A 24,973-nucleotide genomic window follows, 5' to 3' on the forward strand; every position below is an offset into this window, starting at 1 on the left:
CTTAAGATTTAAGTTATTTGCACTTAGACAGTGATTTCAGTGATGGCGAACACGTTTATGTTGTGAGTAGCCACGGGTTGAAATCAATGGCTTCACAAACATTTAAGTTTATATTCGTTATTAAATTAATGAGAACCCTGTTGTTTAATTTCACCGTCATTAACCACAAAGGTCGTGGGCTCGCCGATAATTTCTTTTGCGACACCATCTAAGCTCGTCGTGGTCAAGAAAGTTTGAACCTGATGCTGAATCGTTTTTAATAAGTGTGTTTGGCGGATTTCATCGAGTTCAGATAAAACATCATCCAGTAATAAAACCGGCGCTTCACCCGTCTGTTTCCGCATTAATTCGATTTCCGCTAACTTCAAACTCAACGCAACGGTTCTTTGCTGACCCTGCGAACCAAAAGTTTGAACATTTTTATCGTTAACAATAAAAGCCACATCATCTCGATGCGGTCCTAATACTGTTGTACCCTGTTGCAATTCACGCTTCTGAGCTTTTTGATACTGCACTTTTAAAAACTGATATAGTTGCTCAGAGCTTTCAATTTCAGCAACGGGTAGAACCGTTTGATAATCAAAAGCTAACGTTTCACGCTGTTGGGTAATTTCTTGGTGTTGTTTGCTCGCAAAAGTCTCCATTTGTTTCAAGAATTCACGGCGCGCCCAGATAATTTCCGCACCAAATCCCGCTAATTGATCTGATAAAACTTCTAAATAAATCAAATCTTTCGCTTGGCCGTGTTGTAAGGAACGCAAATATAAATTGCGCTGTTTCAAAATTGCGCGATATTGTGTGATGTTATATAAATATTGATGATTGATCTGGCCAAACTCCATATCAATAAATCGACGTCTGCCAGCTGGTGATCCCTTAACCAATCCTAAATCTTCCGGTGCGAATAAAATGACATTAAATTGACCAATGTATTGAGATAATCGGCGCTGCTCAAGGTGATTGACTTTAGCACGTTTGCCTTGATGACTGAGGACAATTTCCAAAGGTAATCGACCAACTTGACGCTGCACAACACCAGACAACTTAGCAAAATCATGCCCCCACTGAATCAATGACTTATCATCATTGGTTCGATGCGAGCGCGCTAGTGACAAAACATAGACTGCTTCAAGTAAATTCGTCTTACCTTGTGCGTTCTCACCGATCAGTACATTGATTTGCGGTGAGAAATCAACCGTTAGCGCGTCGTAATTACGAAAGTGTGCTAATTCAAGATGTTCTAAATACATCTCACGCCTTCACAATTTGAAATTCTTCACCAGAATTTAATTTGACCACGTCGCCAGGATGTAATTTTTTACCACGACGGTTTTCAGACTCGCCATTGTACAAAACTGGATTCTCTTGCAAATAAAATTTGGCTTGGCCGCCGCTGCCAATAATGCCTTCTTCTTTCAACAATTGAGTCAATGTCAAATATTCGTCAGCTAATCTAACCTGTTTCAAAAACATCGCCCCTAATCAAAAAATATATGGTTTACCATTAAATTATACGCTTTATTTAAGTAAAAAACAATTTAAATAGCGTTATTATCGTGCTGACGCGAATTTAACGTAAGATAATATATTTAGTCCAAAAAAGTTAGAATTGCTGAAAATGAATTTTAAGACGGTTTCAGGAAAATTTAGTTGAATTTTGATCTGGGCTGAGAAGTTGTTGCCTGGATGTCAATTTGAACATGAAAAAAACGATCTCACCATCAAAAAAATGATGTGGAGATCGTTTTTTATTTTAACTTTGTCTTGTTAAAAAGTCCTAACAGGTGTGATCAGTTGAATATAATGAACCCCATCTTCAGACGGAATGATCGTGAATGGACGTAGATTGGTTGTAAATGATAATTTGATCTCCGTATTTCCGCATGCGCGCAAGGCATCCTTCAGATAATCAGGATTGAACGAAATATCTAGCGGTTCACCGTTTAGCGCTGTAAAAGTTAAAGTTTCTTCTGCATTACCAACATCTGGCGAATTGCTAAGAAGTGTGGCTTGTTTATTTTCGGCATTCAATTGCAAACGAACCACATTATTGCGACTTTCGTGAGACATGACCGAAACACGATCAACTGACGCTAAAAGTGTTGTTGCATCAATTTGCATTGTCGTCGTCGAATCAGTTGGAATCAAACGCGTGGTATCAGGATAGTTACCCTCTAATAATCGAGAATAAAATTTGGTCGATCCAAAATTAAATAAAACTTGATTGTCTGTAATTTTAAGGTGAATTTCATCTTGTAAATCAGCCAACATCCGCGATAATTCGATCAAGCTTTTCCCAGGAATTACAAAATCATAATTGCCTTCAATTGCTAAATCGAGTTTACGCTGAGCTAAACGATGACTATCGGTTGCAACGGCTAACAAACCGTCCGCGTTGATCATAAAATGAACACCAGTCAAAATGGGCCGACTTTCTTGCGCAGAAACAGCAAGAACGGTTTGGTTAACTAAGCCGCGGAAAATTTCTGAAGAAAATTCGAGCTCTGTAGCGTCGGTGATTTCTGGTAAGCGTGGATAACTATTAGCATCAAAACCAATCACCGTAAATTCGGAAGCGGCGGAAGTTAAAATCACTCGGAAATTATCTTTAACTTCGAAGGTAAATGTTTCGCCCGGCAACTTTTTAATAATCTCGCTGAAAAAACGAGCGGTTAAAATAATCGAACCAGTGGATTCAATTTTTAATTTCATCGATTCATCCGCAACAGGGATAAAGGTTTCGATGGAAATATCTGCGTTACTACCAGTTAAATTTAAACCTGCATCCGTTAAATCAAATTTAATCCCTGTTAAGATTTGAATCGCTGTCTTCGAAGGCACGGCTCGCAAGACATTATTGAAATGACGCATAAAACCTAGACGATCAATTGTAAATTTCATTAAGGAACCCTCCTGAATTTGCTAGTTATTATATAAAAGATTTTAAAGTAATAGTAATAGGGCCTGTTAATTCTGTGGAAAACTGAGAGTAAGAAGAAATGTTAGAGTTTTCCACTGTGGATAACTTGTGGAAAAAATTGGGGATGACTTGAAAGTTTTCCACAGCCTATCCGCGCAGTAATTTTTTCAGGTCGCTGATTTTGGATCTCATTTCGGAATCATGTTCTTGATCTTTGGCAATTTTTTCATGGGCATGGATAACCGTTGTGTGATCTTTGCCACCGAATTCTTTGCCGATTTTTGGAAGTGAGTTATCTGTTAGTTCACGCGATAAATACATGGCGATTTGCCGCGGAACGACAATATTCTTAGTCCGTTTCCGACCGGTTATCTCACTGACTTGGAGTCGGAAATATTGTGCGACAACTTCTTGGATCTTACTAATAGAGAGCCCGTGCTGATTAGCAATATCTTTTAAGCCTTTGAGTGCAGCAATCGCACTTTCCAACGTGATATCGATTTTGTTGATCGTTGCGTACGCTTGAACGCGAACCAGTGCACCCTCTAATTCTCGAATGTTGGTGTCGATTTGTCCAGCAATATAACTGAGGGTTTGATTATCGATCTCCAAACCTTCGGCGATGGCTTTATTTCTTAGGATTGCGATTCGAGTTTCAAGATCAGGCGGCGTAATATCCGCAGACAATCCCCACTTGAACCGAGAAACTAATCGATCTTCCAACTTAGGAATATCACTAGGAATCCGATCTGAAGTTAAGACAATTTGCTTTTTATTTTCATATAACTTATTAAACGTGTGGAAAAATTCTTGTTGTGTGGCTTCTTTATCGGCGAAGAACTGAATATCATCGACTAATAAAAGATCGACAGAACGATATTCACGTCTAAATTCTTCTTGCCGCCGGGTTTGAATCGAATTAATAAAATCGTTGGCAAATTCTTCGCTAGTGACATATTTGACCTTGGCATCGGGATTGCGGCGCAAAACTTCATGACCAATGGCTTGCATCAAATGGGTTTTACCTAAACCAACGCCGCCATAGAGATTTAAAGGATTATAAACTTGCCCTGGTTCTTCCGCGGCAGACAATGCAGCTGCCTGTGCGAGGTAATTACCAGCGCCAATGACAAAATTATCAAAAGTATATTTATCATTTAAATGAGTGTCATGCGCGTAAACGAGTCCAGAAGTTAAATCAGGATCCGTAAATGTTTTCGCAATATCGGTATCATCGATCTGTTCGTTTGGAACGACTAACTCAAGTTCGATTTCGTGACCACTATAATCGCGGAGCAATGCCGTTGCTTCTTTAACTAAGTTTCGTTCCCAATAATTACGGTGAAATGGTGAAGGTAACTGTAACGTCAATTTATCGGCCGTTAATTTGATTGGTTTGACCTGAGAGATCCAAGTTTCGTAGCTGACAGGTTCAAATGTTTTTTTAAATTCAGCATCTATTTTGTCCCATAGGACATTTTCGTTTGCCAAAAACGCCACTCCCTTCTAAAAAAATGTGGAAAGATAACTTAAGTTTAGCATTCTCTAAAAAAGTTTTCCACAGATTTTTGAAAAGAAGAAAAATATATACACAGGTATCATAAAACAATCCACAGGTTGTGGATAAAATAAAGTTGTTTTGCTATTTTTAAAAGTTATCCACCAAAATCTGTGCGTTAAAAAGATTGATGTACTAAAATTTAGAAGTATTTTCCACAGGATCAACAGAGGTGTGCATAAGTTATTAACGTGACTGGGGAAATCGCCTTTTTATTAACAAAGCTTGTGGATAATTGCTAAAACAGAAAAAGATATCCGCAGCTAAATCCCCTATAATATTTTTAAATTGTGGATAACTTTTACCGCCACGCGCCAACTATATTGAAAAAAGCCTAAAAATTAGTTTCTTTTTAATAGTAGATATGCTAATATATTTAAGTAATTGCGCTTGAAGAGACGTACTAAATAATCTTCATGGTGTATCCACTGTATAATCTAGGAGGTGCAGCACACATGACAACTAAGAGAACTTATCAACCAAAGAAACGCCATCGTCAACGCGTTCATGGTTTTATGAAACGCATGAGCACGAAGAACGGCCGTAGAGTATTAGCAAGACGCCGTAGTAAAGGTAGAAAAGTTTTATCTGCTTAAGGCCACTGAGTTTCAGTGGTTTTTTTATTTATTTTCAAATTGTGATCAATGATATTCATTTAAAGATTGGATCGATTTCATGCGCAAGACCTACCGTGTTAAAAGTGAAAAGGAATTTCAGCGTGTCTTTGAGGCTGGCCAATCGGTTGCAAATCGCAGTTATGTGATTTACAAGTTGGAGAAACCTGAACAGCACCATTTTCGTGTGGGGATTTCTGTAGGTAAAAAAATTGGGCATACTGCAGTTAGCCGTAACCGAATGAAACGTTATATTCGGCAAAGTCTCCATGAACTTGATGGGCAACTCAAGCAGGATGTCGATTTTTTGGTGATTGCTCGGAAAAACGCTAAAAATTTAACCATGAAAGAGACTAAAAGTAATCTCATCCATGTGTTAAAATTAAGTCAGCTGTTGTCTGAAGAAGACGCATAAGCTAAATTAAATTCGTGAGGAAAAATAAGTGAAGAAACGTTCGCAGCTTAAAAAAGTTTTGCTAGTTGTTTCGCTATTGAGTCTGATGCTGTTTTTAACAGCGTGTGCCAATATGAATGCACCGATTACCAGCAAGAGTTCAGGATTTTGGAATGAATATATTCTCTATCCATTTTCTTGGTTCATTTTGAAACTCGCTGCATTTCTTGGTGGTAATTATGGATGGGCAATTGTCGTCTTTACGATCATTGTCAGAGTGATCTTATTACCATTGAATCATCTCAGCACGAAGAATATGAAGAAGCAAAGCGCAGTTCAACCAGAGTTACAGGCTTTGCAAAAGAAATATAGTGCTAAAGATATGGAAACGCAGCAGAAATTGCGTGAAGAAACGCAGAAGCTGATGTCAGAGGCAGGCGTCAATCCTGTCTACGGCTGTTTGCCAATGTTGGTTCAATTGCCATTTATGTATGCCTTGTATCAAGTTATTTGGCGGACAACTGAATTGAAACAAGGTTCATTCCTGTGGATGCAACTTGGTGAGAAGGATCCCTATTACATTATGGCGATCCTCGCGGGTATCTTTACATTTTTGAGTACTTATATCAGTAATATGAGTATGCCACAAACTGGTTCAACCGGTAAAATCATGCAGTATTTGATGCCGTTTATGATTATTATCCCAGCACTCAATATTGCCTCAGCAATTTCTTTATACTGGGTTGTTTCCAATGCGTTCCAAGTTGTGCAAACGTTAATTTTACAAAACCCATTCAAGGCGAAACGTGAGCGTGAAGAAAAAGTGACCGCTGCGCGTGAGCATGAGCAGAATTTACGAAGAGCTAGAAAACGAGCTTACAAGAAGAAATAATTCATATTTAGAAAGATGGGAGTTGATCGGTAATGGCGCAGTACGAAGGTGAAACCGTCGAAGCAGCAATCCAAAAAGGATTAGCTGAGTTGAAAATTGAACGAGAAGAAGCTGATATTCAAGTGGTTCGTGAAGAATCACGAGGCTTTCTAGGTTTTGGTAAGAAAACTGCAATCGTTGAAGTGAGCACATCTCCAGCAGTTACTAAAGCTAAGCAACAAGTGATCGAACAGAAAATCAAAAAAGCAATGAGACACGATGCAAAGCAAGATCAACAAACAGTTTCTGATATGAAGGATAATCCAGTTCAACAGGTATCAGGACAGGTAGCACATTCTGCAAAGCCTGAAATAGAACGAAATGATACAAAAGCAATTAAGGACTTATCTGTTTATTTGATGGATCTGACGAAGCGTTTAGGCGCACCAGCGTTGATTCGCGTTGAGCAACAAGATCGGTCGCAAGTTTTCCATTTAGACACGGCTAAAGAGGGTTTATTGATCGGCAAACATGGTCGTTCAATTAATTCATTGCAGTATCTAAGTCAAACCTTCTTCAATCATCGCGGTCGTTCGCGGCAGATGATTGTTCTCGATGTTGGTGATTACCGTGAACGCCGGGAACATGCGTTGACTGCCTTGGCTAAACGGACTGCCCGAAACGTGGTGGCAGATCATAAGTCTGTTTATCTAGATCCAATGCCATCGTTTGAACGCAAACTGATCCACATGATTTTAGCGGATAGTCCATATTTTGAAACTTTCTCGGAAGGTACTGAACCGGAACGTTATGTCGTTATAGCGCCACGTAAAACAGTTAAACTTCCTTGAAAACCTAAATTTTAGTCGCTTTAAACCTGAAATTTTGACAAAAATAAAATTTTAGGATATGATTTTCTCAACTTAATCGATGAAGTAGTCAAAGTGCTTTGTCCACCAAGTCTCTTTTATTGTCTAGAGGCTTGGTGGACTTTTGGCGCTTTTTTATTGGTCAAAATTAAAACTCTTGAAAGGAACCCTTGCCATGCCAATTGTTACTGAATACGATACTATTGCCGCCATTTCAACGCCACCTGGTGAAGGGGCGATTTCGATCGTGCGACTCTCTGGAGATCAAGCGGTCAAAATAGCTGAGCATGTTTTTAAAGGGACTAATTTACTTAAAGTTCCTAGCCATACCATTCATTATGGACATATTGTTGATCCTGAAACCAAGCGAGAACTCGATGAAGTGATGGTGTCGGTCATGCGCGCACCAAAGACATTCACACGCGAGGACGTTGTGGAGATCAACTGTCACGGTGGTATCGTGCCTACGAATAAAATTCTACAATTGTTACTTGCTGTTGGCGCAAGAATGGCTGAGCCTGGTGAATTCACCAAGCGTGCTTTTCTCAATGGCCGTATTGACTTGACGCAAGCCGAATCAGTCATGGACCTGATCCGTGCGAAGACAGATCGTTCCATGCAAGTCGCATTAAATCAATTAGATGGTAATTTGCAGCACCTAATTCATAATTTACGCCATGATATTTCGGAAGTGCTAGTTCAGGTCGAAGTAAATATTGATTATCCAGAATATGATGAGGATGAAATTACTTCAAAGTTAATGCGTGAAAAGGCGGTCGAAGTTCAAGCCCGGATCGACGCTCTGCTGTCAACTGCGCAACAAGGGAAGATTTTACGTGAAGGACTGGCGACTGCAATTGTCGGCCGTCCTAATGTTGGTAAATCATCGCTACTGAATTATTTATTGCATGAAGATAAAGCAATCGTGACGGATGTCGCGGGAACGACCCGCGATGTGCTCGAAGAATACGTTAATGTGCAAGGCGTACCACTGAAATTGGTCGATACGGCAGGAATTCACGATACTGAAGATAAAGTTGAAAAAATCGGTGTTGCCCGCAGTCGTCAAGCACTAGCAGCAGCAGATCTGATCATCCTTGTCCTGGATGCCAGTGAACCATTAACAGCGGAAGATCAAGCACTGATCAAGGATACACAGGATCAGAAACGGTTAGTGATTCTCAATAAAACCGATTTACCGGCGCGAATTGATCAGTCTGAATTAGCGGCTCTAGGTGTTAAGGAAGATCCAATTCTGACCTCGATCAAAGATCAAAGCGGACTGGCAGCAATCGAACAACAAATCAAGGATCTCTTCTTCGGCGGAATTGAAAATCGTCAGCAAGATATTCTGGTGTCGAATAATCGCCAAATTGGATTATTGCAACAGGCCAAAGCGTCACTAACGGATGTGATCTCCGGTCTAGACGCACAAATGCCAATCGATTTAGTTCAGATCGATATGACGGCTTGCTGGGAAAAGCTGGGTGAAATCACCGGTGAAAATGCACCAGACGAATTAATTACACAACTGTTCAGTCAATTTTGTTTAGGAAAGTAGGCATTGATTTTGGAAGTAAAGCAATATGATTCCCGCGAATATGATGTCATCGTTGTGGGTGCCGGCCACGCTGGTTGTGAGGCTGCCTTAGCTGCTGCACGAATGGGACAGAAGACGTTATTGTTAACGATCAATTTAGATATGGTGGCCTTCATGCCATGTAATCCGTCAGTCGGTGGTCCGGCAAAAGGGATCGTTGTACGCGAAGTGGATGCACTTGGCGGACAGATGGCGAAGAATATCGATGCCACTTATATTCAAATGCGGATGCTCAACACCGGTAAGGGTCCAGCTGTGCGCGCACTACGCGCACAGGCGGATAAGGCGGATTATCATGCCGTTATGAAAGATACGTTGGAAAATGAACCTCAACTTACGCTGCGTCAAGGATTAGTGGATGACATTATTGTTGAAGATGGTGTTTGTAAAGGCGTTATAACGGCGACTGGTGCCCGATATTATGCCAAAAGTGTTGTATTAACAGCAGGTACGTCATCTCGTGGCAAGATCATCATTGGCGAGCTAACTTATTCTTCCGGACCTAATAATTCATTACCGTCAATTAAATTGTCGGAAAGTTTGGAAGCAAACGGATTTAAGCTACGTCGTTTTAAGACCGGGACACCACCACGAGTTGATGGCAACACGATCGATTATGATCAGACCGAAGAACAACCAGGTGACAAGAAACCAAATCACTTCTCATTTGAGACTCCAGATACAGCGTACTTGAAGGATCAGCTTTCTTGTTGGATGACTTACACAAATGAAACGACACATAAAATCATTCGCGACAATCTGAGTCGCGCGCCAATGTTTTCTGGCATTATTGAAGGCGTCGGTCCGCGTTACTGTCCCTCTATTGAAGACAAGGTTGTCCGTTTCGCTGACAAACCACGTCATCAATTATTCTTGGAGCCGGAAGGCCGGCACACCGAAGAATATTATGTTGGTGATTTTTCAACCTCAATGCCTGAAGAGATTCAATTGAAGATGCTGCATTCTGTGGCTGGATTACAGCATGCAGAATTAATGCGACCTGGTTATGCAATCGAATATGATATTATCGAGCCATGGCAGCTGACTCATAGTTTGGAAACTAAAGTCGTTGCTAATTTATTTACAGCTGGCCAAATGAATGGAACTTCTGGCTATGAAGAGGCTGCAGGGCAAGGCCTGATTGCAGGCATCAACGCTGGATTAAGAGCACAAGGCAAGCCGGCATTTACACTGGGACGTAACGAGGCTTATATCGGCGTTATGATTGACGATTTAGTCACTAAGGGTACTAATGAGCCCTATCGTTTATTGACGAGTCGCGCAGAATATCGGTTGATTTTACGCCATGACAATGCTGATTTACGATTAACTGCTAAGGGTCATGAATTAGGTCTGATCAACGAAGATCGTTATCAGAAATATTTAGTTAAAAAATCTGAAATTGAACGAGAGCTCGCTCGTTTACAGCAAGTTCGGATCAAACCAACGCCAGAAGTTCAAGATTTCTTAGCGGAGCATCATGTTGCGCCACTAAAAGATGGTGTGTTGGCTAGTGAATTCTTGAAGCGTCCAGAAGTTAAGTATGAGGATGTTGTTAAGTTTATTGGTGCCAGTTCAGCCGAAGCAGACCGTTATGTGAAAGAACAAGTTGAGATCCAGATCAAATATCAGGGTTATATCAAGAAGGAAGAACAAAGTGTTGAGCGTCTGAAACGCTTGGAAGCTAAAAAAATTCCGCAAAAAATTGACTATAACGCCATTAATGGTCTGGCAACAGAGGCACAACAGAAATTAACGAAGATCCAACCAGAAACGATTGCGCAGGCTTCACGGATCAGTGGGGTCAATCCTGCGGACGTCGCGATATTGAGTGTCTATATTGAACAAGGTCGAATTGCGAAAATCAGTTAATGAGAATTTAAAATAATTTCGAGTTGATCTTTGAAAAACAGGTTGATATTGCGGACCTGTTTTTTATTTTTGGGTTGATCAATCATGCGATTTTGTGGATCGACCCAATTCTAACTGGTAATCAGCTCAACTTTGTTCTTTAATAGTAGTTGAGGTGTGTTCATGGCTAAGTTGAAGGACCAGTTAAATTTTTTACACGTTAGTTTTATTTTAAAGGGCTTATTGGTTGGCTTATTATCGGGATTAATCGTAAGTTGCTTTCGGCTGATTATCGAGAAGTCACTTTCACAGTGGCAAAAACTATATCAGTTAGCACATCAGAATTTCCTCTGGTTAGGACTTATCTTAGCGTTATTACTGATTATTTGGGTGATTAACGCCATCCTAGTGAAACAGCAGCCTCATATCATGGGTTCAGGCATTCCTGAGGTAGAGACGCAATTAAGCGGCAATTTGACGCTACACTGGTGGTCGATCCTTTGGCGTAAATTTGTCGGCGGTGCACTGGCAATTGGTTCAGGCTTATTTTTGGGACGCGAAGGACCTTCGATTCAGTTAGGATCATCGGTTGGCCAGGGATTAGCGGCCCGGTTGCATGAAAAAGGAACCAACCAACGCGTTTTGATTGCCGCAGGTGCGGCCAGTGGATTATCTGCTGCCTTTAATGCACCGATAGCAGGAACTTTTTTTGTTTTGGAAGAAATTTATCACAACTTTTCGCCACTGGTTTGGATTACATCATTAACTGGCGCGCTGAGTGCAAATTTTATTTCATCTAATTTTTTTGGGCTGACACCTGTGCTACATTTGCAATATACAATGAATTTTCCACTGCCACTTTATTGGCATCTCTTAATTTTAGGTGCTATCTTAGGAATTCTTGGGATTGTTTATCAACAAGTTTTGCTAAAGCTGCCAGCGTTATATCGGCGTCTTAATAAAATTCCTCGGTATGCAGATGGGTTGATTCCTTTGATTCTGGTGATTCCGATCGGTTATTTTTGGCCACAAACCTTGGGTGGCGGTAACGGGTTGATTTTGAGTTTGGCAAATCAGCAACCAGCTGCATTGATCGTCTTAGGTTTATTCGTCCTACGATTTGTTTTCTCGATGGTTTCCTATGGGTCAGGTTTGCCTGGTGGTATTTTTCTACCGATTCTAACCTTGGGCGCTTTGATCGGCGATTTGTATGGCGTGGTGATGGCCAATATGGGCTTATTGCCTAAAAGTTTGATCATGAATTTAGTGATTTTTGCCATGGCGGGTTATTTCGCGGGAATTGGTAAAGCACCATTTACGGCGATGTTGTTGATCACAGAAATGGTCGGAACTTTGGAGCACCTGATGCCATTAGCCATTGTTTCATTGACAGCTTACGTGGTTGTAGATGTGCTTGGTGGCGCACCGATTTACGAATCATTGGCAGAAAAAATGCAGGCCGACCAAACCCAATTGAAATTAACCGGACGTCATGATCGATTAGAAGTGCCGGTTTTTGAAGGCTCCCGTTTTATTAGTCAACAAGTTCGTGATATTGCTTGGCCACAAGAGACGTTGTTAATATCGATTCGGCGTGGTGAGCGCGAATTACTACCTCATGGCGATACAGAAATACAAACTGGTGATACTTTGATCATTGCAACGGATCATAGTCAAAGATTACGAGTCAAACATCAATTGCAGAAGTTGAGCCGATCAGTTTAAATCCAGTTATTTCAAGTTTATTATTTCCCGGGCAATAATTTGGCAAAAATCTTGCTAAAATGACTAAATTTCTAGGTTAAGTTGAAGTAATCAGCGAATCTGCTTGAAATATTAGCGCAAATGCAATAAAATTAACTCAATACGTAAGGAGGTTCATCATGTCACAGAATAATCATACTGGTATTAGCGGTGCACGTCGCCCTGTTAACGAAACAAACATTAAAAAGAACAAAAAAGCTAACGACAAGGTTTTAGAAACTTTGAAGAAGTTAGCTGACGCTGATAAATAAGCATCAGGACTGAAGTCGGACAATTTTGTTCGATTTTTTTATTTAGTCAGATATTGGGAGTGGATCTTGCAACCAGTCTGTTTCCAGTAAAGTGCGCGTTTGTTTAACGATCGGGATCCATAGTTGAGCCGTATAGATTTTGACCAGACTCCACCAGAATAAGGGGTCGTTTTTTTCAATGGCGGTCAAATGTAAGTTGACCACTTCGCCATCTTCGGAGAGACACTCGATATTTTTCGTATTAATAATTTTTTTGATTTGAATGGAAATCACTTGTTTGTCGTTAATCAGCATCTGAATCAACCTTTCTTGGTAACTGTAATTAGTGTACCGAGAAAAAATGTTCAGATCGTGATGAAATATAGAGGCAAATTCAGATTTAAGTTTGAAGAAAACGGATTTTTTCTTAACGTTTGGTAAATATGATTAAGACTTGTTAATAGATTTAAAGTTCGGTCATTTAAAATATTTCGGTTTGCAATTAGCTGTTGCTGTGGCCAAATTGTGCTAAGATAGGGATAATAAGACAGCGTATGAGGTAAAGCAGATGAATGTTTTTCAAGCACTCAAATTTATTACGATCAATCATCAGAATGTTTCGCCAGATTCAGTTGCTCTGACAGACCTGAATGGCAAACCTAATGCGGTGATGACTGATCTGCTTCACGATATTTTGACTAAAATCTATTTATTCGTTGATTTAGACAGTATCGAAGATGTTGGCGAAATGATTGCAAAATTAGCGAGGGTGACACCACTACCTCAGGATGTTTTGGATGAATATGAGAAGGCACTTGAGCAGGCAGTCTACCAAGTCAATTTTGCGACTAAGAAGAATTTAGTCGAAATAGTTTATGATGATTTTGTTTGATTTAATTCGGCGTCTTTAATGACCCAGGGTTGAAATCACTTGAAAAATCCGAATGATGCGCAATTGATCATTCGGATTTTTTTAACGTTGAAAGGAATGAGTTAAATGCGGCTTAAATGTCAATATTGTCGACTGACCCTTGATCAGCAACATTTTATTTTGGCTGACAAACAATTGACGAGTATTTGTGATATTTGTCAGGTGCGCGGGTTGCAACTCGGTGATTTTGAAAACACGCAAACTCGCGCACTAGCCACAGTTAGGCAGTGGGTTTATTTAGGATTACCAACGGGTGCCCCTCAACAGTCTAAGCAACGATTGTCATTAAATAAGTCACAAAAAAAGAGGTGCGCCAGTTTGATTGATGCTTTCGACGCGCTCACTGGTTCGTGGCAAAACACAAAAATGCGTCGAGATTTTTATCGGCGGATAATTGCCTGGCAAGATCAACCAGCAGCCACCGTTATAACGGGGAATCTTCCCAATGACTTGGCTAAGTTAGGGTTCGATGTTGATCGTTTGTTTGATAAGAATACGTTGGATTACACGACGCGCGCCTATATTCGCGAGAAATTTCATCACCAATGTCAATATTGCGGCCGTTATGGTGATAGTGTCGATCATAAAGACCGAGTAACACTTTCGGATGATAATCGACTGGAAAATTTAACGTTGGCTTGCCGCGAATGCAATAAGTTAAAGGGCAGCATGCCTTACCAACAATTTTGGCAATGGAATCAAGAAATTCCGGCCACACTCGCACAACTTCGTGATTATGAGAAGACATTACAACGTTTAAACGTCCAACAGAAAACATACCAAAATCGGTTAGCTGTTCAACGTCATTTGAACGCTGAAATTCGTGATCCGCAATTAGTCGCGTTAAGGAAGCAAATCAAGCTGTTTCAAGGTTTGATCGATGGCGAAGATAGTGATTACCAAAAATTGATCCAAACGCGACATGATTATATTATTTCTCATTATGAAACTTGGCAGCTTGAGCAGAAGGAGTAGATATTAATGCGATTTTTACATACGGCAGATTGGCATCTTGGTCGTCGATTATTTGGTTATGATTTGTATGACGAACAGGATTATGCCATCAAACAATTGATTCAGATTGCCAAAGACGAAGCTGTTGACGCCATCGTCGTTGCGGGAGATCTGTATGATCGACAAAATCCTGCAGAACCGGCAGTCGCACAGCTTGCCGCAATTATTCAGAAGATCAATCTAGAGTTAAAACTCCCCTTGTTGATGATCAATGGGAATCATGATAGTGCGGTCCGCTTGGGTGTTGGTAATCAGTGGTATCAACAAACTAATTTTTATTTACATACCCAATTAGCACAAGCATTTGAGCCGGTTGAAATGGCTGATGTTCAGTTTTTTTTGTTACCTTATTTTGAACTTTATGAAGCGCGTCAATTTTTCGAAGACGATCAAATCAAGACATTGGAACAAGCCATGACGCGGATTGTGCAGCAAATGGTAACGCAGTTTAAGCCGGGCAAAAAGCCGGTTTTGGTTGCGCACTTTTTTGCTGCGGGTAGTCAACATTCCGATTCTGAAACAACAGTTAGCGTGGGTGGATTGGACGCCGTTCCGTTAGATTTATTGTCACCTTTTGATTATGTTGCCTTAGGTCATGTCCATAATAAAGAGGCGTTACAACAGCCATTGATCCGTTATAGCGGCTCATTACTCAAGTTTTCTTTGTCAGAAGCGTTACAAACCAAAGGCGTTTTAATTGTTGACACCGATCCGGAAATTCGTGTTCAGTTTAAACCAATCAAGCAATTGCATGAGGTTCAGAATGTGCAGGGTAAATTTGCAGAATTGACAGATGACGCTTATTTAACCGCACATCATATTGATCGATCTGCTTATACTGGGATCATTCTTGAGGATACCAATGTAATTAGTAATGCCAGCAATTTTTTGCACGAGAAATTTCCGCGATTCCTGACGATGAGTCGCGCGCATGGATTGGCGACATTTACGGATCAAGAAATCACGGCTAAGGAAATTCAATCGCCGTTGGAACTTCTAGCAGATTTTTATCATGATGCGACGCAAACGGATTTGTCGAAAAATCAGAAGAAATTGGCGGAGCAAGCATTACAGGAGGCAGATCAATGCGACCATTAAAACTAACGATGAACTTTTTCGGACCGTATCGTTATGAACAAGTTGATTTTACAAAATTTGATCAGTCATCGATGTTTTTGATCAGCGGCCCCACTGGCGCGGGGAAGTCGACAATTTTTGATGGATTGGTGTTCGCGTTATACGGAACGGCTTCGGGTTCACAACGCGAAGTCGCTGATTTTCGCTCGGAATTTGCTGCGGATTCTGATGAAACCAGTGTGGAATTGACGTTTACACATCGCAACCGATTTTATCGCGTGATCCGCAAACCCGAGCAAGTTTTGGCGAAGAAGCGTGGTCAAGGAACGACTAAACGCGCGGCGCAAGTAGAATTGACGGTCTATCAGGACGACACGGATGAAAAAGAAGAGCGACAATATACAAAAATTGACGAAACCAACATTTTTTTAACAGATCTACTCCAATTAAATGCCGCTCAGTTTCGACAAATCGTCTTACTACCTCAGGGCGAATTTCGCATGTTTTTAAATGGTGACAGTAACCAAAAGGAAGATGTGTTGCGTAATTTATTCCAAACACGCCGTTATGAACGGTGGGTCGATCAATTACAAGATAAGTATAAACAAGCCCGGCAACAAAACATCGAGACTCAGCAAAAAATCCAAGCGTTACTACAGCAGATTGACTGGCCCGAAGACGATGAAGAACAGGGAACGCCGTCCGTAACGGTGAGACTGCAGCAATTATTACAGCAAATTGATCAGTCAGAGCAGACGTTAAAAGATAGTGATGTTGCACTGAGGAAGCTGTCTGAACAAAGTGAACAGAAGCAAAACCATCTAACAGAATTACAGCAAATCCAGAAGCTTTTCCAACAGCGAACAGCGCTAGAATCCGAAGAAGTGATGATGCGCCAGCAAGAACCAACCATCAATCAGTTAAAGCAACAAATCAACTTAGCAAAATGGGCCGAAAAGTATTACATTCAATATTCTGAGTTACAGCAGTTAGAGTTGGCCATCAACAAAATACAACAACAAATTGCCGACGCAAAGCTCACTGCGACTGGGCTAGAGCAGCAATTGAATGATGCGCAGAAACAACAATATCAACTACAGTCCGCAGAGGCAGATCAAACGGAATTGAATCAGAAAGTCATCCGTTTTTCAGCGTTACAGCCGTTATATCGCCAAGTTGATCAACTCGTTAAGCAACAAGCAGAAGTCAGTCAAAATCAACAGTTACAAGCAAAGAAATTAGCCAAAGTACAAGCACAATTAACTGCTGTTCAAGAAAATGCAGCGCAGATCAACCAGGCTCAACAAGAATTACCAGATTTTTATCAAGAGCAACACCAAATAGATCTTCAGCAACAACGGCTGACAGGTTGGCAACAGGAAATTACGCAATTATTGCAAAATACCGACACGATTACTCAGTCAGCTCAACAAATAACGCAATTAAAGACGAGCGTGAATACTCGTCATACTGAATATGATCAGGCATTAAGTGACTATCAGCAGACGAAGAGCGATTATGCCTATCAGCAAATTTTGATCTTGCGAAAAGACTTGATTCCTAATCAAGCCTGTCCAGTTTGTGGGTCGACTGAGCATCCAGCAGTGCTGACGGCGAGCGCTGAAAGTAGTGTTGCAGTCACAGTTTCTGAGCAATCTGTCGAGTTGGCAGATCAGAAACGTCAGACTGCAGCTAAAAAACTAGAACAAAGCAAGAATCAACTGGAAGTCGCTCAAGGTCAACAAGAAAAATTAGTTAACGAAACGGAACAACGGAAAGTAAACTTACTTCAAAATCTACGACTGATTGATACTTTTAAGAAAATTGAGTCACTGGACGAAATTAAAACGTGGCTCCAAGAACAACAGCTAGAGATATCGTCTCGGCAAACACGTTTAGTCGACCAACAGGCAACTGCGGACCAACAAGCCAAACAGCTAATCGCATTGAAAAAGCAAGCTGAGGAATTAACCGTCCTTCAAAATTCCGAACAGGATAAGACCGTCGAACTTCAGCAATCCTTGATAATTATCAACACACAATTGGCAGACAAAAAGAAACAATTGCCAACAGAATTTGCGACATTAGCTGCACTTAATGATTTCTTGCAGACGAGTCAACAACAAATCAACGAATATCAACAACAAGTTGATGAGAACAGTCGAATAATCAATCAGTTACAACAACAAGAAGTTGCTAATCAAACGGATCAACAACATTATAATCAACAACTGGACGAACAAAAAAGCCGTTATAACGCTACAAAAAAACAACTCGGTGTAATTTTCAATGAACAATGGGCAACATTAACGTTTGAACAGCAGCTTGATCAATTTGTAGAGTTGCTAAAAACCGTTGGTCAAATTGAACTATGGCAACAACAAGTTTCAAATTTTGAACAGCAGATCACTCAAACGCAAACGTTACTCGTCAATTTACAAACGCAACTGCAAGATTACAACGAATCGCCAGATGTGACTGGGGCGCAAACGGCTCTCGATGAAATCAAGCAGCAACTTAATCAGCAAATAGAAGTCAAGGCCCAATTAAAGACGCAAATAGCGCAGCAACGGCGGATTTATCAACAAGTTGGGAAATTACTAGAACAAATCGATGATTTAAGTGAGCTACAAATTTTGAGCGAGGTCACGCGTGGCAATGGCAGTCAAAAACTAGGTCTAGAGCGTTATGTCTTGCGGACCTATCTTCGTGAAGTGCTCTTAGTTGCCAATAAGCGACTGGAAAGATTAACGGAGGGGCGATATCGTCTCATGCTCGCCCAGGAATCTGGAACGACGCGCAAGAATTCCGGACTTGAACTGGATGTTTTCGACGATTATGTTGGTCATCAACGGAGCGTACGGACGCTTTCTGGTGGCGAAAGTTTTGTCACGGCATTGGCGCTGGCGCTCGCGTTGGGAGAAGTTGTTCAGCAACAAACTGGCGCCATCGAAATCAACGCGCTATTTGTGGATGAGGGCTTCGGATCATTGGACGAAAACGCGCTGAATGAAGCCATTGATGCACTGATGAGTTTGGAAAGCCAACAACGCATGATCGGGATTATTAGTCATGTTCATGAATTGCAAACGCAGATTCCGGATCAATTGAAAGTCATTAGCAATGGTGGCGGTGAAAGCAGAATCGAATATCAAGTCACTGAATAATTACTTGCTACGAAAAACGATGACCGGATGAAAAATATAGGTACTCAAAAACTCTCTGAATTGATTTTCAGAGAGTTTTTTGTGGTCATTAATTTTTTAACTCGAGCTAAATGGCTAATCGCTTTTCGATCAATTGTTTCGTGCGAACAATCTCGACTTTCATTTCCGCTTTGATCTCGTCGTCTAAGCGATATCTAGGAATGCTGATACTAAAGGCGCCCAGTAATTTCCGATTATTGATAATCGTTGAAGCAATGCAATAAACATCTTCATCACGCTCAGAATCATCGAAGGCTAAGTTGGCCTGACGTGCATCTTCAAGCTGTGAAAATAAAACTTTCTGGTCAGTGATCGTTGATGCCGTGATCGGTGTCAATTCATGCGTGTTTAAATAGCTTTGGAGCCGTTTTTGCGGGTAAGTACTCAGGATTGCCTTGCCCATTCCAGTTGCGTACAGTGGTGCTCTCATGCCCACATGGGAGGTCATGACCGTGATCGATTTTTTACCGGGAAATTTATCGAGGTAGACTAATTCGTCATTTTCGAGGCCACCTAGGTGAACCGTTTCACCGAATTTGTCGCGCAGTGATAATAAATACGGCCGGCATAGCGTCACTAGACTAAACTCTTCGAGAAATGCATCGTTAAACTTTAGAAAAGCCGGGCCGATTTTATAAGTTTTATGTTGTTCGTTTTTAACGACATAGTTGATCTGCTGTAAGGTTTCTAAAATCTTTGACGTCGTTGACATGGTGATGCCAGTCTCTTGAGAAATTTCTGAGAGATTAGTCGCTTTTTTAACGGCAATTGCGTTTAAGATCTGATTGGCTTTGATCAATACTGTACCGTAAGTTGTTTTTGCTTCTGTCATTTTGAGTGCTTCCTTTATTTTGAGTGAAATATTTATGATTAATGATACCGCATACACTTGCTTTTTCCACAAATCTATTATATCATTTATTTGCGATTTGGAAATAGTATTTCCAATAAAGAAATTACAGGAGGTTTTTACATGAGCTTTAAAATGGTTACGAAATATGCACACAGTCCCGAGGATATTCGGCATTATGACACGGAAAAATTACGCGAGGAATTTTTAGCAGAACACTTATTTTCAACTGGGGATATTAATTTAGTTTATACGTACAATGATCGAATGATTTTCGGCGGTGTTACGCCAGGTGCTGAACCATTAGAGATCGTTTTGGACAAGCAACTTGGTGTCGATTATTTCTTACAACGTCGGGAATTGGGCGTCATTAATATTGGCGGTAACGGTACAATAACGATCGATGGTCAAACAGAACCAATGGTTGCTCATGATGGCTATTACGTTGGTGTTGGCGAAAAACATGTGGTCTTTGCTTCGGATGATCCTAAAAACCCTGCTAAGTTCTACGTTGTTTCAACGCCCGGAACAACTAAGTTTCCTAATAAAAAATTACCATTTGCCAATGCTTTAGCCAAACCAATTGGCGATCAAAAGCATATGAACAAGCGAACAATTTACAAATATATCGATGCTTCGCAAATGGATACTTGCCAATTACAAATGGGTTATACCGTTCTAGAGCCAGGTAATTCTTGGAATACCATGCCAGCACATACGCATGCACGTCGCATGGAAACTTATCTCTATCTTGAATTTGCCGAACCCGATACACGCGTGATCCATTTCATGGGACAACCTAACGAATCTAAGCATATTTTCTTAAATCCTGAAGACGCCGTTGTGAACCCAAGCTGGTCGATTCACTGTGGTGTCGGGACAACTAGTTACGCTTTTATTTGGGCAATGTGTGGCGAGAACCAGACGTACGATGACATGGATGTTGTCGAAATGAAGGATTTGAAATAATCGGATTTTCATTGTTTTCGAAAAGGAGATCATAAAAATGGCGCAATCACCAGAAGAAATCAAACAAAACGAAGCAGCTCTCGATAAATTTAAAATGAGTGCCTTCTCACTAAACGGAAAGGTTGCTGTAATTACCGGCGGAAACACTGGCCTTGGACAAGGCTATGCAGTTGCACTGGCCGAAGCTGGCGCGGATATTTTTATTCCAACATTTGGGACTGCCGAATGGGACGAAACGCGGCACATGATCGAGAAGCGCGGTCATAAAGTTGAGTTTATGAATGTCGATTTAACAGAAAAAGGGATCGCTGAAAAGGTTGTTACCAAAGCAGTTGAGACTTTTGGTCATATCGATATTTTAATCAATAACGCAGGGATGATCAAGCGTAATCCGCTGTTGGAGTCGAAAGATGAAGATTGGGATCGCGTCATCAATATCAACTTGAATGCTGTTTATCACCTGTCTTTGGCGGCTGCTAAAGAATTTGCGAAACAAAAATCAGGTAAGATCATTAATATTGGCTCAATGCTTTCCTTCCAAGGTGGCAAGTTTATTCCTTCGTACACGGCATCCAAACATGGTGTTGCCGGTTTAACTAAGGCATTTGCCAGCGAGTTAGGTGCTTATAACGTTCAAGTTAACGCCATTGCACCGGGCTACATCAAGACTGCTAATACGGAACCAATTCGCGCGCAAAAAGATCGTAACGACGAAATCTTAAGTCGGATTCCTGCCGGTCATTGGGCAGAACCATCTGAACTCATGGGTGTGGCAGTCTTCTTGGCCAGCGCAGCTTCAAACTATGTCAACGGCCATATTTTAGCTGTTGATGGTGGTTATTTAGTTAGATAATCAGCAATATTTAAGCACAGTGGAAACTTGAATCCAATATTCTGGGTTCAAGTTTTTACCGTGTCATTGATGAATTTCATTTATATTATTTTAAGGAGCGTATTCCAATGTCAAAAGAAGAAATTTTAACTAAAGTCGGCGAGGCCGGTGTTGTTGCCGTTGTTCGTGCAGATACCGTAGAACGAAGTGTTGAGGTTGCCCAGGCTTGTATTGCTGGTGGTGTTAAAGGGATCGAGTTAACTTATACCGTTCCCAATGCCGCCGAAGCGATCCGTCAATTAATTGCAGCAAACGCTGATCAACCTGATGTGTTGATTGGAGCAGGTACAGTTTTAACCGAATTTGATGCGAATGAAGCCATTAAAGTTGGCGCGAAATTCATTGTTAGTCCAGCTTTTAACGAGCAAGTTGCGTTGACTTGTAACGCACAAGGCATTAATTACTTCCCTGGCTGTTTCACACCAACAGAAGTTTATACCGCTAAAACAGCCGGTGTTGGTTTGGTCAAGATTTTCCCAGCCAGTGTTGTTGGTCCTTCGATCACTAAAGAATTGCACGGCCCATTTCCAACGACGAGAATCATGCCCACTGGTGGCGTGAACTTAGACAATTTAACCGATTGGCTTGATGCAGGCGCATATGTTGTCGGTGTTGGTGGTAGCTTAGTTGGTAATAGCGAGACAAGTCTGGAGACAATCACTGATAATGCATCTAAGTTTGTCAGCAAAGTCCAAGCTTGGCGTCAAAAATAACGACTGAAGAGGCTATTACTCATGACTAAAGTATTGACCTTTGGGGAAATGATGCTGCGCTTGAAACCCGCAGGCAATAATCGGATTTTGCAGGCCGCAGATTTTGAAGTAAATTATGGTGGTGCTGAGGCAAATGTAGCCGTGTCTTTAAGTTTGCTTGGCGATCAAGCAGCTTATCTCACTAAATTTCCTGACAATTTATTAGGCGATGCAGCGCTAGGCACGCTGATAAAGTACGGCGTTATAACGGATAAAGTTTTACGCGGTGGGCCTCGTTTAGGTATCTACTTTTTTGAAAAAGGCGCCAGCGTGCGAACAACTAATGTTGTTTATGATCGTGCGGGAAGTTCCTTTGCTGAAACAAAGCGGACTGAATTTGATTGGCCGAAATTGTTAGCTGATGTTGATTATTTTTATTTTTCAGGTATTACGCCAGCAATCTCGCGTGAATTGCAAGAGGCCGTTCTTGCTGCTTGCCAATATTGTCAGGCACATCAGATCACGGTGGTCTGCGATTTGAATTACCGTGGAAAAATGTGGTCACCTGAACGTGCGCAAGAGGTCATGGCTGAATTAATGCAATACGTGAATATTTGCATCGCTAATGATGAAGATTTCGAAGCCTCTCTTGGCATTAAAGCCTTCGACGGTGATATGAGTCGCGGAATTGACCAGAAAGCCGATTTTAAGGCCGGTATGCTCGAAGTGACGAAACGTTATCCGAACTGCCACACAGTTGCAAGTGTTCTCCGCAACATTTATTCTGTCGAGGCAAGTCAGTGGACCGGATTATTATTACATGACGGTCAATATTACGATGCTCCGGTCTATGACATGCACGTCATGGAAGGTGTCGCTTCTGGCGACGCGTTTGGCGCTGGCTTAATCCACGGATTCGTACACAATTTTGAACCGCAAGATATGATCGAGTATGCAATTGCGGCGAGTGTTTTGAAATTGACGATCAGCGGCGATTTAAATTTGGTCAGTGATCAGGAAATTCGCGCAATCAAAGGACAAGGCGCTGGCGCGAGTATGAGCAGATAACGTCAGCGTGAACCGCAAGATTTGTTTTAAAAATGGTTCAAGGAGATCAAAATGTTTTATATCATTGGTGATTCTACGGCGGCAACTAAAAGTCCAGAACAAAAGCCCCAAAGCGGTTGGGGAGAGTATCTTTATCTTTTCTTAGGTGCAAAAAAAGAAGCGGTTGTTAATTTAGCCGTCAATGGCCGCAGTACGAAATCTTTTCTAGCTGAAAATAGATTTACTGAATTATTACGCGTTTTACAACCCGATGATACCGTTTTTATCCAGTTTGGCCATAATGATGAAAAAGTCAGGGATCCGGCTCGTTATACGGATCCTTTTGGTGTATTCTCAGAAAACTTAATCTATTTTGTGACCCAAATTCAGTCTAAAAATGCCACACCGATTTTGTTAACGCCACAGGCACGTCGCAACTTCAAAGAGAATATCTTAGTAGATACGCATGGCGATTATTTAAAAGCGGTTTATCAAACCGCTGAGAAAACAAATGTAACTTTGTTAGACGCGAATCAATTTTCGATGAATTTATTACGGCAAATGGGTCCGCAAAATTCCGTGGTGCTTTTTAATCACTTGGCATATGGAGAATCTCCTAACTATCCTGAAGGTGTCGGCGATAATACCCACTTCTCGATTCTGGGCGCGCATTTATTTGCTGAGGGGATTGCGAGAATGTACGTTGATTATAAAAACGCTGAAATAGCAGGTGATTGAAAATGAATTGTGGTATTCGTGCACATGATATTCAAATTGTTGATAATCCGGACGCGCTGGTTTCGCGCATCGAAGCCATGGGATTTGATTACGTTCAGTTTGCGCCTAAATTTTCGTTGGCGGGTTTGACGGATCAAGGGAATAACCTGAATTTCGGATTAGCAAATTATACCAGGCAATGTTTTACCGATCATGATGTGTCGATTGCGATTCTGGGTTGCTATTCGAATATTATTCATCCGGATTTGAAGATCAGACAACAAAATTTGGAACGGTTTATTGACTATATGTCGATGGCCAGCACGTTTGGCGTCCCGCTGGTTGCAACGGAAACGGGTAGTGTGGATGATTTATTTTTGCCACGTGCGGCGAGTTATACGCCGGAAGCCGTGGATGATGTCATTGAACAGGTGAAATATCTCGTTGAACAGGCTGAGAAAATTGGTTGTTTGGTCGGGATCGAGCCAGGCGTCAATCATCCGATCCATGATTTTGCAACCATTCAACAATTGTTAGACGCGATTCCGTCACCTAATTTAAAATTAATATTTGACGCCACCAACCTCGTTTCCAGTGAAAAGTCTGATGTGGTTGCTATTTTGAGGACAGGGATCCAGCAGTTTGGCCGGAAAATTTATGCGTTTCATCTTAAAGATTACGTTTATAACGACAATCATATTCAAACAGTGCCTGTTGGCGACGGTGTTATCGATCTGGCGGCTGCACTGCAGGTGATTCAAGAATTGGCACCTTATTCATATCAGGTTTGGGATGAAGTTTCTGCGACCAACTTTGAACGGTCGATTCGGCGCATTCAAGAATTGGAACATGAGGCAGATCAGCATCTAATCAGAAAATGATTATTGAAGAAACTGCGCCAATCGTT

The 24,973-nt window shown here is 41.2% G+C and carries 24 protein-coding genes; 18 read left to right on the forward strand and 6 right to left on the reverse strand.

The features are described from left to right. Nucleotides 1-125: 125 nt before the first annotated feature. The 4 genes from recF to dnaA all read right to left on the reverse strand — a co-directional run bounded on the left by recF (nt 126) and on the right by dnaA (nt 4,411). Nucleotides 126-1,250, reverse strand: coding sequence for a DNA replication/repair protein RecF (gene recF / locus EKM67_RS02435; protein ID WP_125576945.1), 1,125 nt, complete (start codon nt 1,248-1,250; stop codon nt 126-128). A 1-nt stretch (nt 1,251) separates the two neighbouring features. After that, on the reverse strand, nt 1,252-1,467 hold the full coding sequence (gene yaaA, locus EKM67_RS02440; RefSeq protein WP_225417282.1) for a S4 domain-containing protein YaaA: 216 nt from the start codon (nt 1,465-1,467) through the stop codon (nt 1,252-1,254). Nucleotides 1,468-1,767: 300 nt separating this feature from the next. Further along, complete coding sequence (gene dnaN, locus EKM67_RS02445) at nt 1,768-2,901, reverse strand: DNA polymerase III subunit beta (RefSeq protein ID WP_125576948.1); 1,134 nt, start codon at nt 2,899-2,901, stop codon at nt 1,768-1,770. Between the two features lie 166 nt (nt 2,902-3,067). After that, nucleotides 3,068-4,411, reverse strand: a complete 1,344-nt coding sequence (gene dnaA, locus EKM67_RS02450; protein ID WP_125576950.1) for a chromosomal replication initiator protein DnaA — start codon at nt 4,409-4,411, stop codon at nt 3,068-3,070. A 522-nt stretch (nt 4,412-4,933) separates the two neighbouring features. Here dnaA and rpmH point away from each other — a divergent pair. The 8 genes from rpmH to EKM67_RS10925 all read left to right on the forward strand — a co-directional run bounded on the left by rpmH (nt 4,934) and on the right by EKM67_RS10925 (nt 12,692). Further along, complete coding sequence (gene rpmH, locus EKM67_RS02455; RefSeq protein WP_083479007.1) at nt 4,934-5,074, forward strand: 50S ribosomal protein L34; 141 nt, start codon at nt 4,934-4,936, stop codon at nt 5,072-5,074. A gap of 79 nt (nt 5,075-5,153) precedes the next feature. Further along, nucleotides 5,154-5,507, forward strand: a complete 354-nt coding sequence (rnpA, locus tag EKM67_RS02460; RefSeq protein WP_125576952.1) for a ribonuclease P protein component — start codon at nt 5,154-5,156, stop codon at nt 5,505-5,507. 85 nt (nt 5,508-5,592) lie between these two features. Beyond that, nucleotides 5,593-6,378 (forward strand): membrane protein insertase YidC, encoded by a 786-nt coding sequence (gene yidC, locus EKM67_RS02465; protein ID WP_125577039.1) that lies wholly within the window; start codon nt 5,593-5,595, stop codon nt 6,376-6,378. Nucleotides 6,379-6,410: 32 nt separating this feature from the next. Beyond that, nucleotides 6,411-7,208, forward strand: a complete 798-nt coding sequence (jag, locus tag EKM67_RS02470; RefSeq protein WP_125576954.1) for an RNA-binding cell elongation regulator Jag/EloR — start codon at nt 6,411-6,413, stop codon at nt 7,206-7,208. A 193-nt stretch (nt 7,209-7,401) separates the two neighbouring features. After that, the gene (gene mnmE, locus EKM67_RS02475) at nt 7,402-8,787 is read left to right on the forward strand and encodes a tRNA uridine-5-carboxymethylaminomethyl(34) synthesis GTPase MnmE (protein ID WP_125576956.1); all 1,386 of its coding nucleotides are present in this window, start codon (nt 7,402-7,404) and stop codon (nt 8,785-8,787) included. A gap of 9 nt (nt 8,788-8,796) precedes the next feature. Beyond that, nucleotides 8,797-10,698, forward strand: coding sequence for a tRNA uridine-5-carboxymethylaminomethyl(34) synthesis enzyme MnmG (mnmG, locus tag EKM67_RS02480; protein WP_379895176.1), 1,902 nt, complete (start codon nt 8,797-8,799; stop codon nt 10,696-10,698). Nucleotides 10,699-10,860: 162 nt separating this feature from the next. Continuing rightward, the gene (locus EKM67_RS02485) at nt 10,861-12,402 is read left to right on the forward strand and encodes a ClC family H(+)/Cl(-) exchange transporter (protein WP_125576958.1); all 1,542 of its coding nucleotides are present in this window, start codon (nt 10,861-10,863) and stop codon (nt 12,400-12,402) included. Between the two features lie 158 nt (nt 12,403-12,560). Then, a complete protein-coding gene (locus EKM67_RS10925) occupies nt 12,561-12,692 on the forward strand; it encodes a hypothetical protein (RefSeq protein WP_263853138.1) in 132 nt (43 codons plus the stop codon). 42 nt (nt 12,693-12,734) lie between these two features. Here the strand turns inward: EKM67_RS10925 and EKM67_RS02490 are convergent, their stop codons facing one another. Beyond that, nucleotides 12,735-12,986, reverse strand: coding sequence for a hypothetical protein (locus EKM67_RS02490; protein WP_125576960.1), 252 nt, complete (start codon nt 12,984-12,986; stop codon nt 12,735-12,737). Nucleotides 12,987-13,239: 253 nt separating this feature from the next. On the opposite strand from EKM67_RS02490, the gene EKM67_RS02495 reads away from it, so the two are divergent. From EKM67_RS02495 to EKM67_RS02510, 4 genes are all read left to right on the forward strand, one after another. Further along, the gene (locus EKM67_RS02495; RefSeq protein ID WP_125576962.1) at nt 13,240-13,563 is read left to right on the forward strand and encodes a hypothetical protein; all 324 of its coding nucleotides are present in this window, start codon (nt 13,240-13,242) and stop codon (nt 13,561-13,563) included. 105 nt (nt 13,564-13,668) lie between these two features. Next, nucleotides 13,669-14,577 carry an HNH endonuclease gene (locus tag EKM67_RS02500; protein ID WP_125576964.1) on the forward strand — a complete coding sequence of 303 codons (909 nt, stop codon included), beginning with the start codon at nt 13,669-13,671 and terminating at the stop codon, nt 14,575-14,577. A 6-nt stretch (nt 14,578-14,583) separates the two neighbouring features. Continuing rightward, complete coding sequence (locus EKM67_RS02505) at nt 14,584-15,714, forward strand: metallophosphoesterase family protein (protein ID WP_125576966.1); 1,131 nt, start codon at nt 14,584-14,586, stop codon at nt 15,712-15,714. Next, on the forward strand, nt 15,702-18,860 hold the full coding sequence (locus tag EKM67_RS02510) for an AAA family ATPase (RefSeq protein WP_125576968.1): 3,159 nt from the start codon (nt 15,702-15,704) through the stop codon (nt 18,858-18,860). The genes EKM67_RS02505 and EKM67_RS02510 overlap by 13 nt, the downstream gene beginning before the upstream one ends. A 106-nt stretch (nt 18,861-18,966) precedes the next feature. Here EKM67_RS02510 and EKM67_RS02515 read toward each other — a convergent pair whose 3' ends face one another. Further along, complete coding sequence (locus EKM67_RS02515) at nt 18,967-19,731, reverse strand: IclR family transcriptional regulator (RefSeq protein WP_164506536.1); 765 nt, start codon at nt 19,729-19,731, stop codon at nt 18,967-18,969. Between the two features lie 141 nt (nt 19,732-19,872). On the opposite strand from EKM67_RS02515, the gene kduI reads away from it, so the two are divergent. From kduI to EKM67_RS02545, 6 genes are all read left to right on the forward strand, one after another. Next, a complete protein-coding gene (gene kduI / locus EKM67_RS02520; protein WP_125576972.1) occupies nt 19,873-20,718 on the forward strand; it encodes a 5-dehydro-4-deoxy-D-glucuronate isomerase in 846 nt (281 codons plus the stop codon). A 37-nt stretch (nt 20,719-20,755) separates the two neighbouring features. After that, entirely contained in the window at nt 20,756-21,571 is an 816-nt protein-coding gene (gene kduD / locus EKM67_RS02525) for a 2-dehydro-3-deoxy-D-gluconate 5-dehydrogenase KduD (RefSeq protein WP_379895172.1), read from the forward strand. Nucleotides 21,572-21,678: 107 nt separating this feature from the next. After that, nucleotides 21,679-22,323: a bifunctional 2-keto-4-hydroxyglutarate aldolase/2-keto-3-deoxy-6-phosphogluconate aldolase gene (locus tag EKM67_RS02530; RefSeq protein WP_125576975.1), complete on the forward strand. Its 645-nt coding sequence runs from the start codon at nt 21,679-21,681 to the stop codon at nt 22,321-22,323. Nucleotides 22,324-22,344: 21 nt separating this feature from the next. Next, complete coding sequence (locus EKM67_RS02535) at nt 22,345-23,370, forward strand: sugar kinase (protein WP_125576977.1); 1,026 nt, start codon at nt 22,345-22,347, stop codon at nt 23,368-23,370. A gap of 51 nt (nt 23,371-23,421) precedes the next feature. Beyond that, entirely contained in the window at nt 23,422-24,087 is a 666-nt protein-coding gene (locus tag EKM67_RS02540; protein WP_125576979.1) for a rhamnogalacturonan acetylesterase, read from the forward strand. A 2-nt stretch (nt 24,088-24,089) separates the two neighbouring features. Then, the gene (locus EKM67_RS02545; protein WP_125576981.1) at nt 24,090-24,947 is read left to right on the forward strand and encodes a sugar phosphate isomerase/epimerase family protein; all 858 of its coding nucleotides are present in this window, start codon (nt 24,090-24,092) and stop codon (nt 24,945-24,947) included. The last annotated feature ends 26 nt before the right edge of the window (nt 24,948-24,973 follow it).

Source organism: Lapidilactobacillus mulanensis (assembly GCF_003946215.1).
Classification (GTDB): Bacteria; Bacillota; Bacilli; order Lactobacillales; family Lactobacillaceae; genus Lapidilactobacillus; species Lapidilactobacillus mulanensis.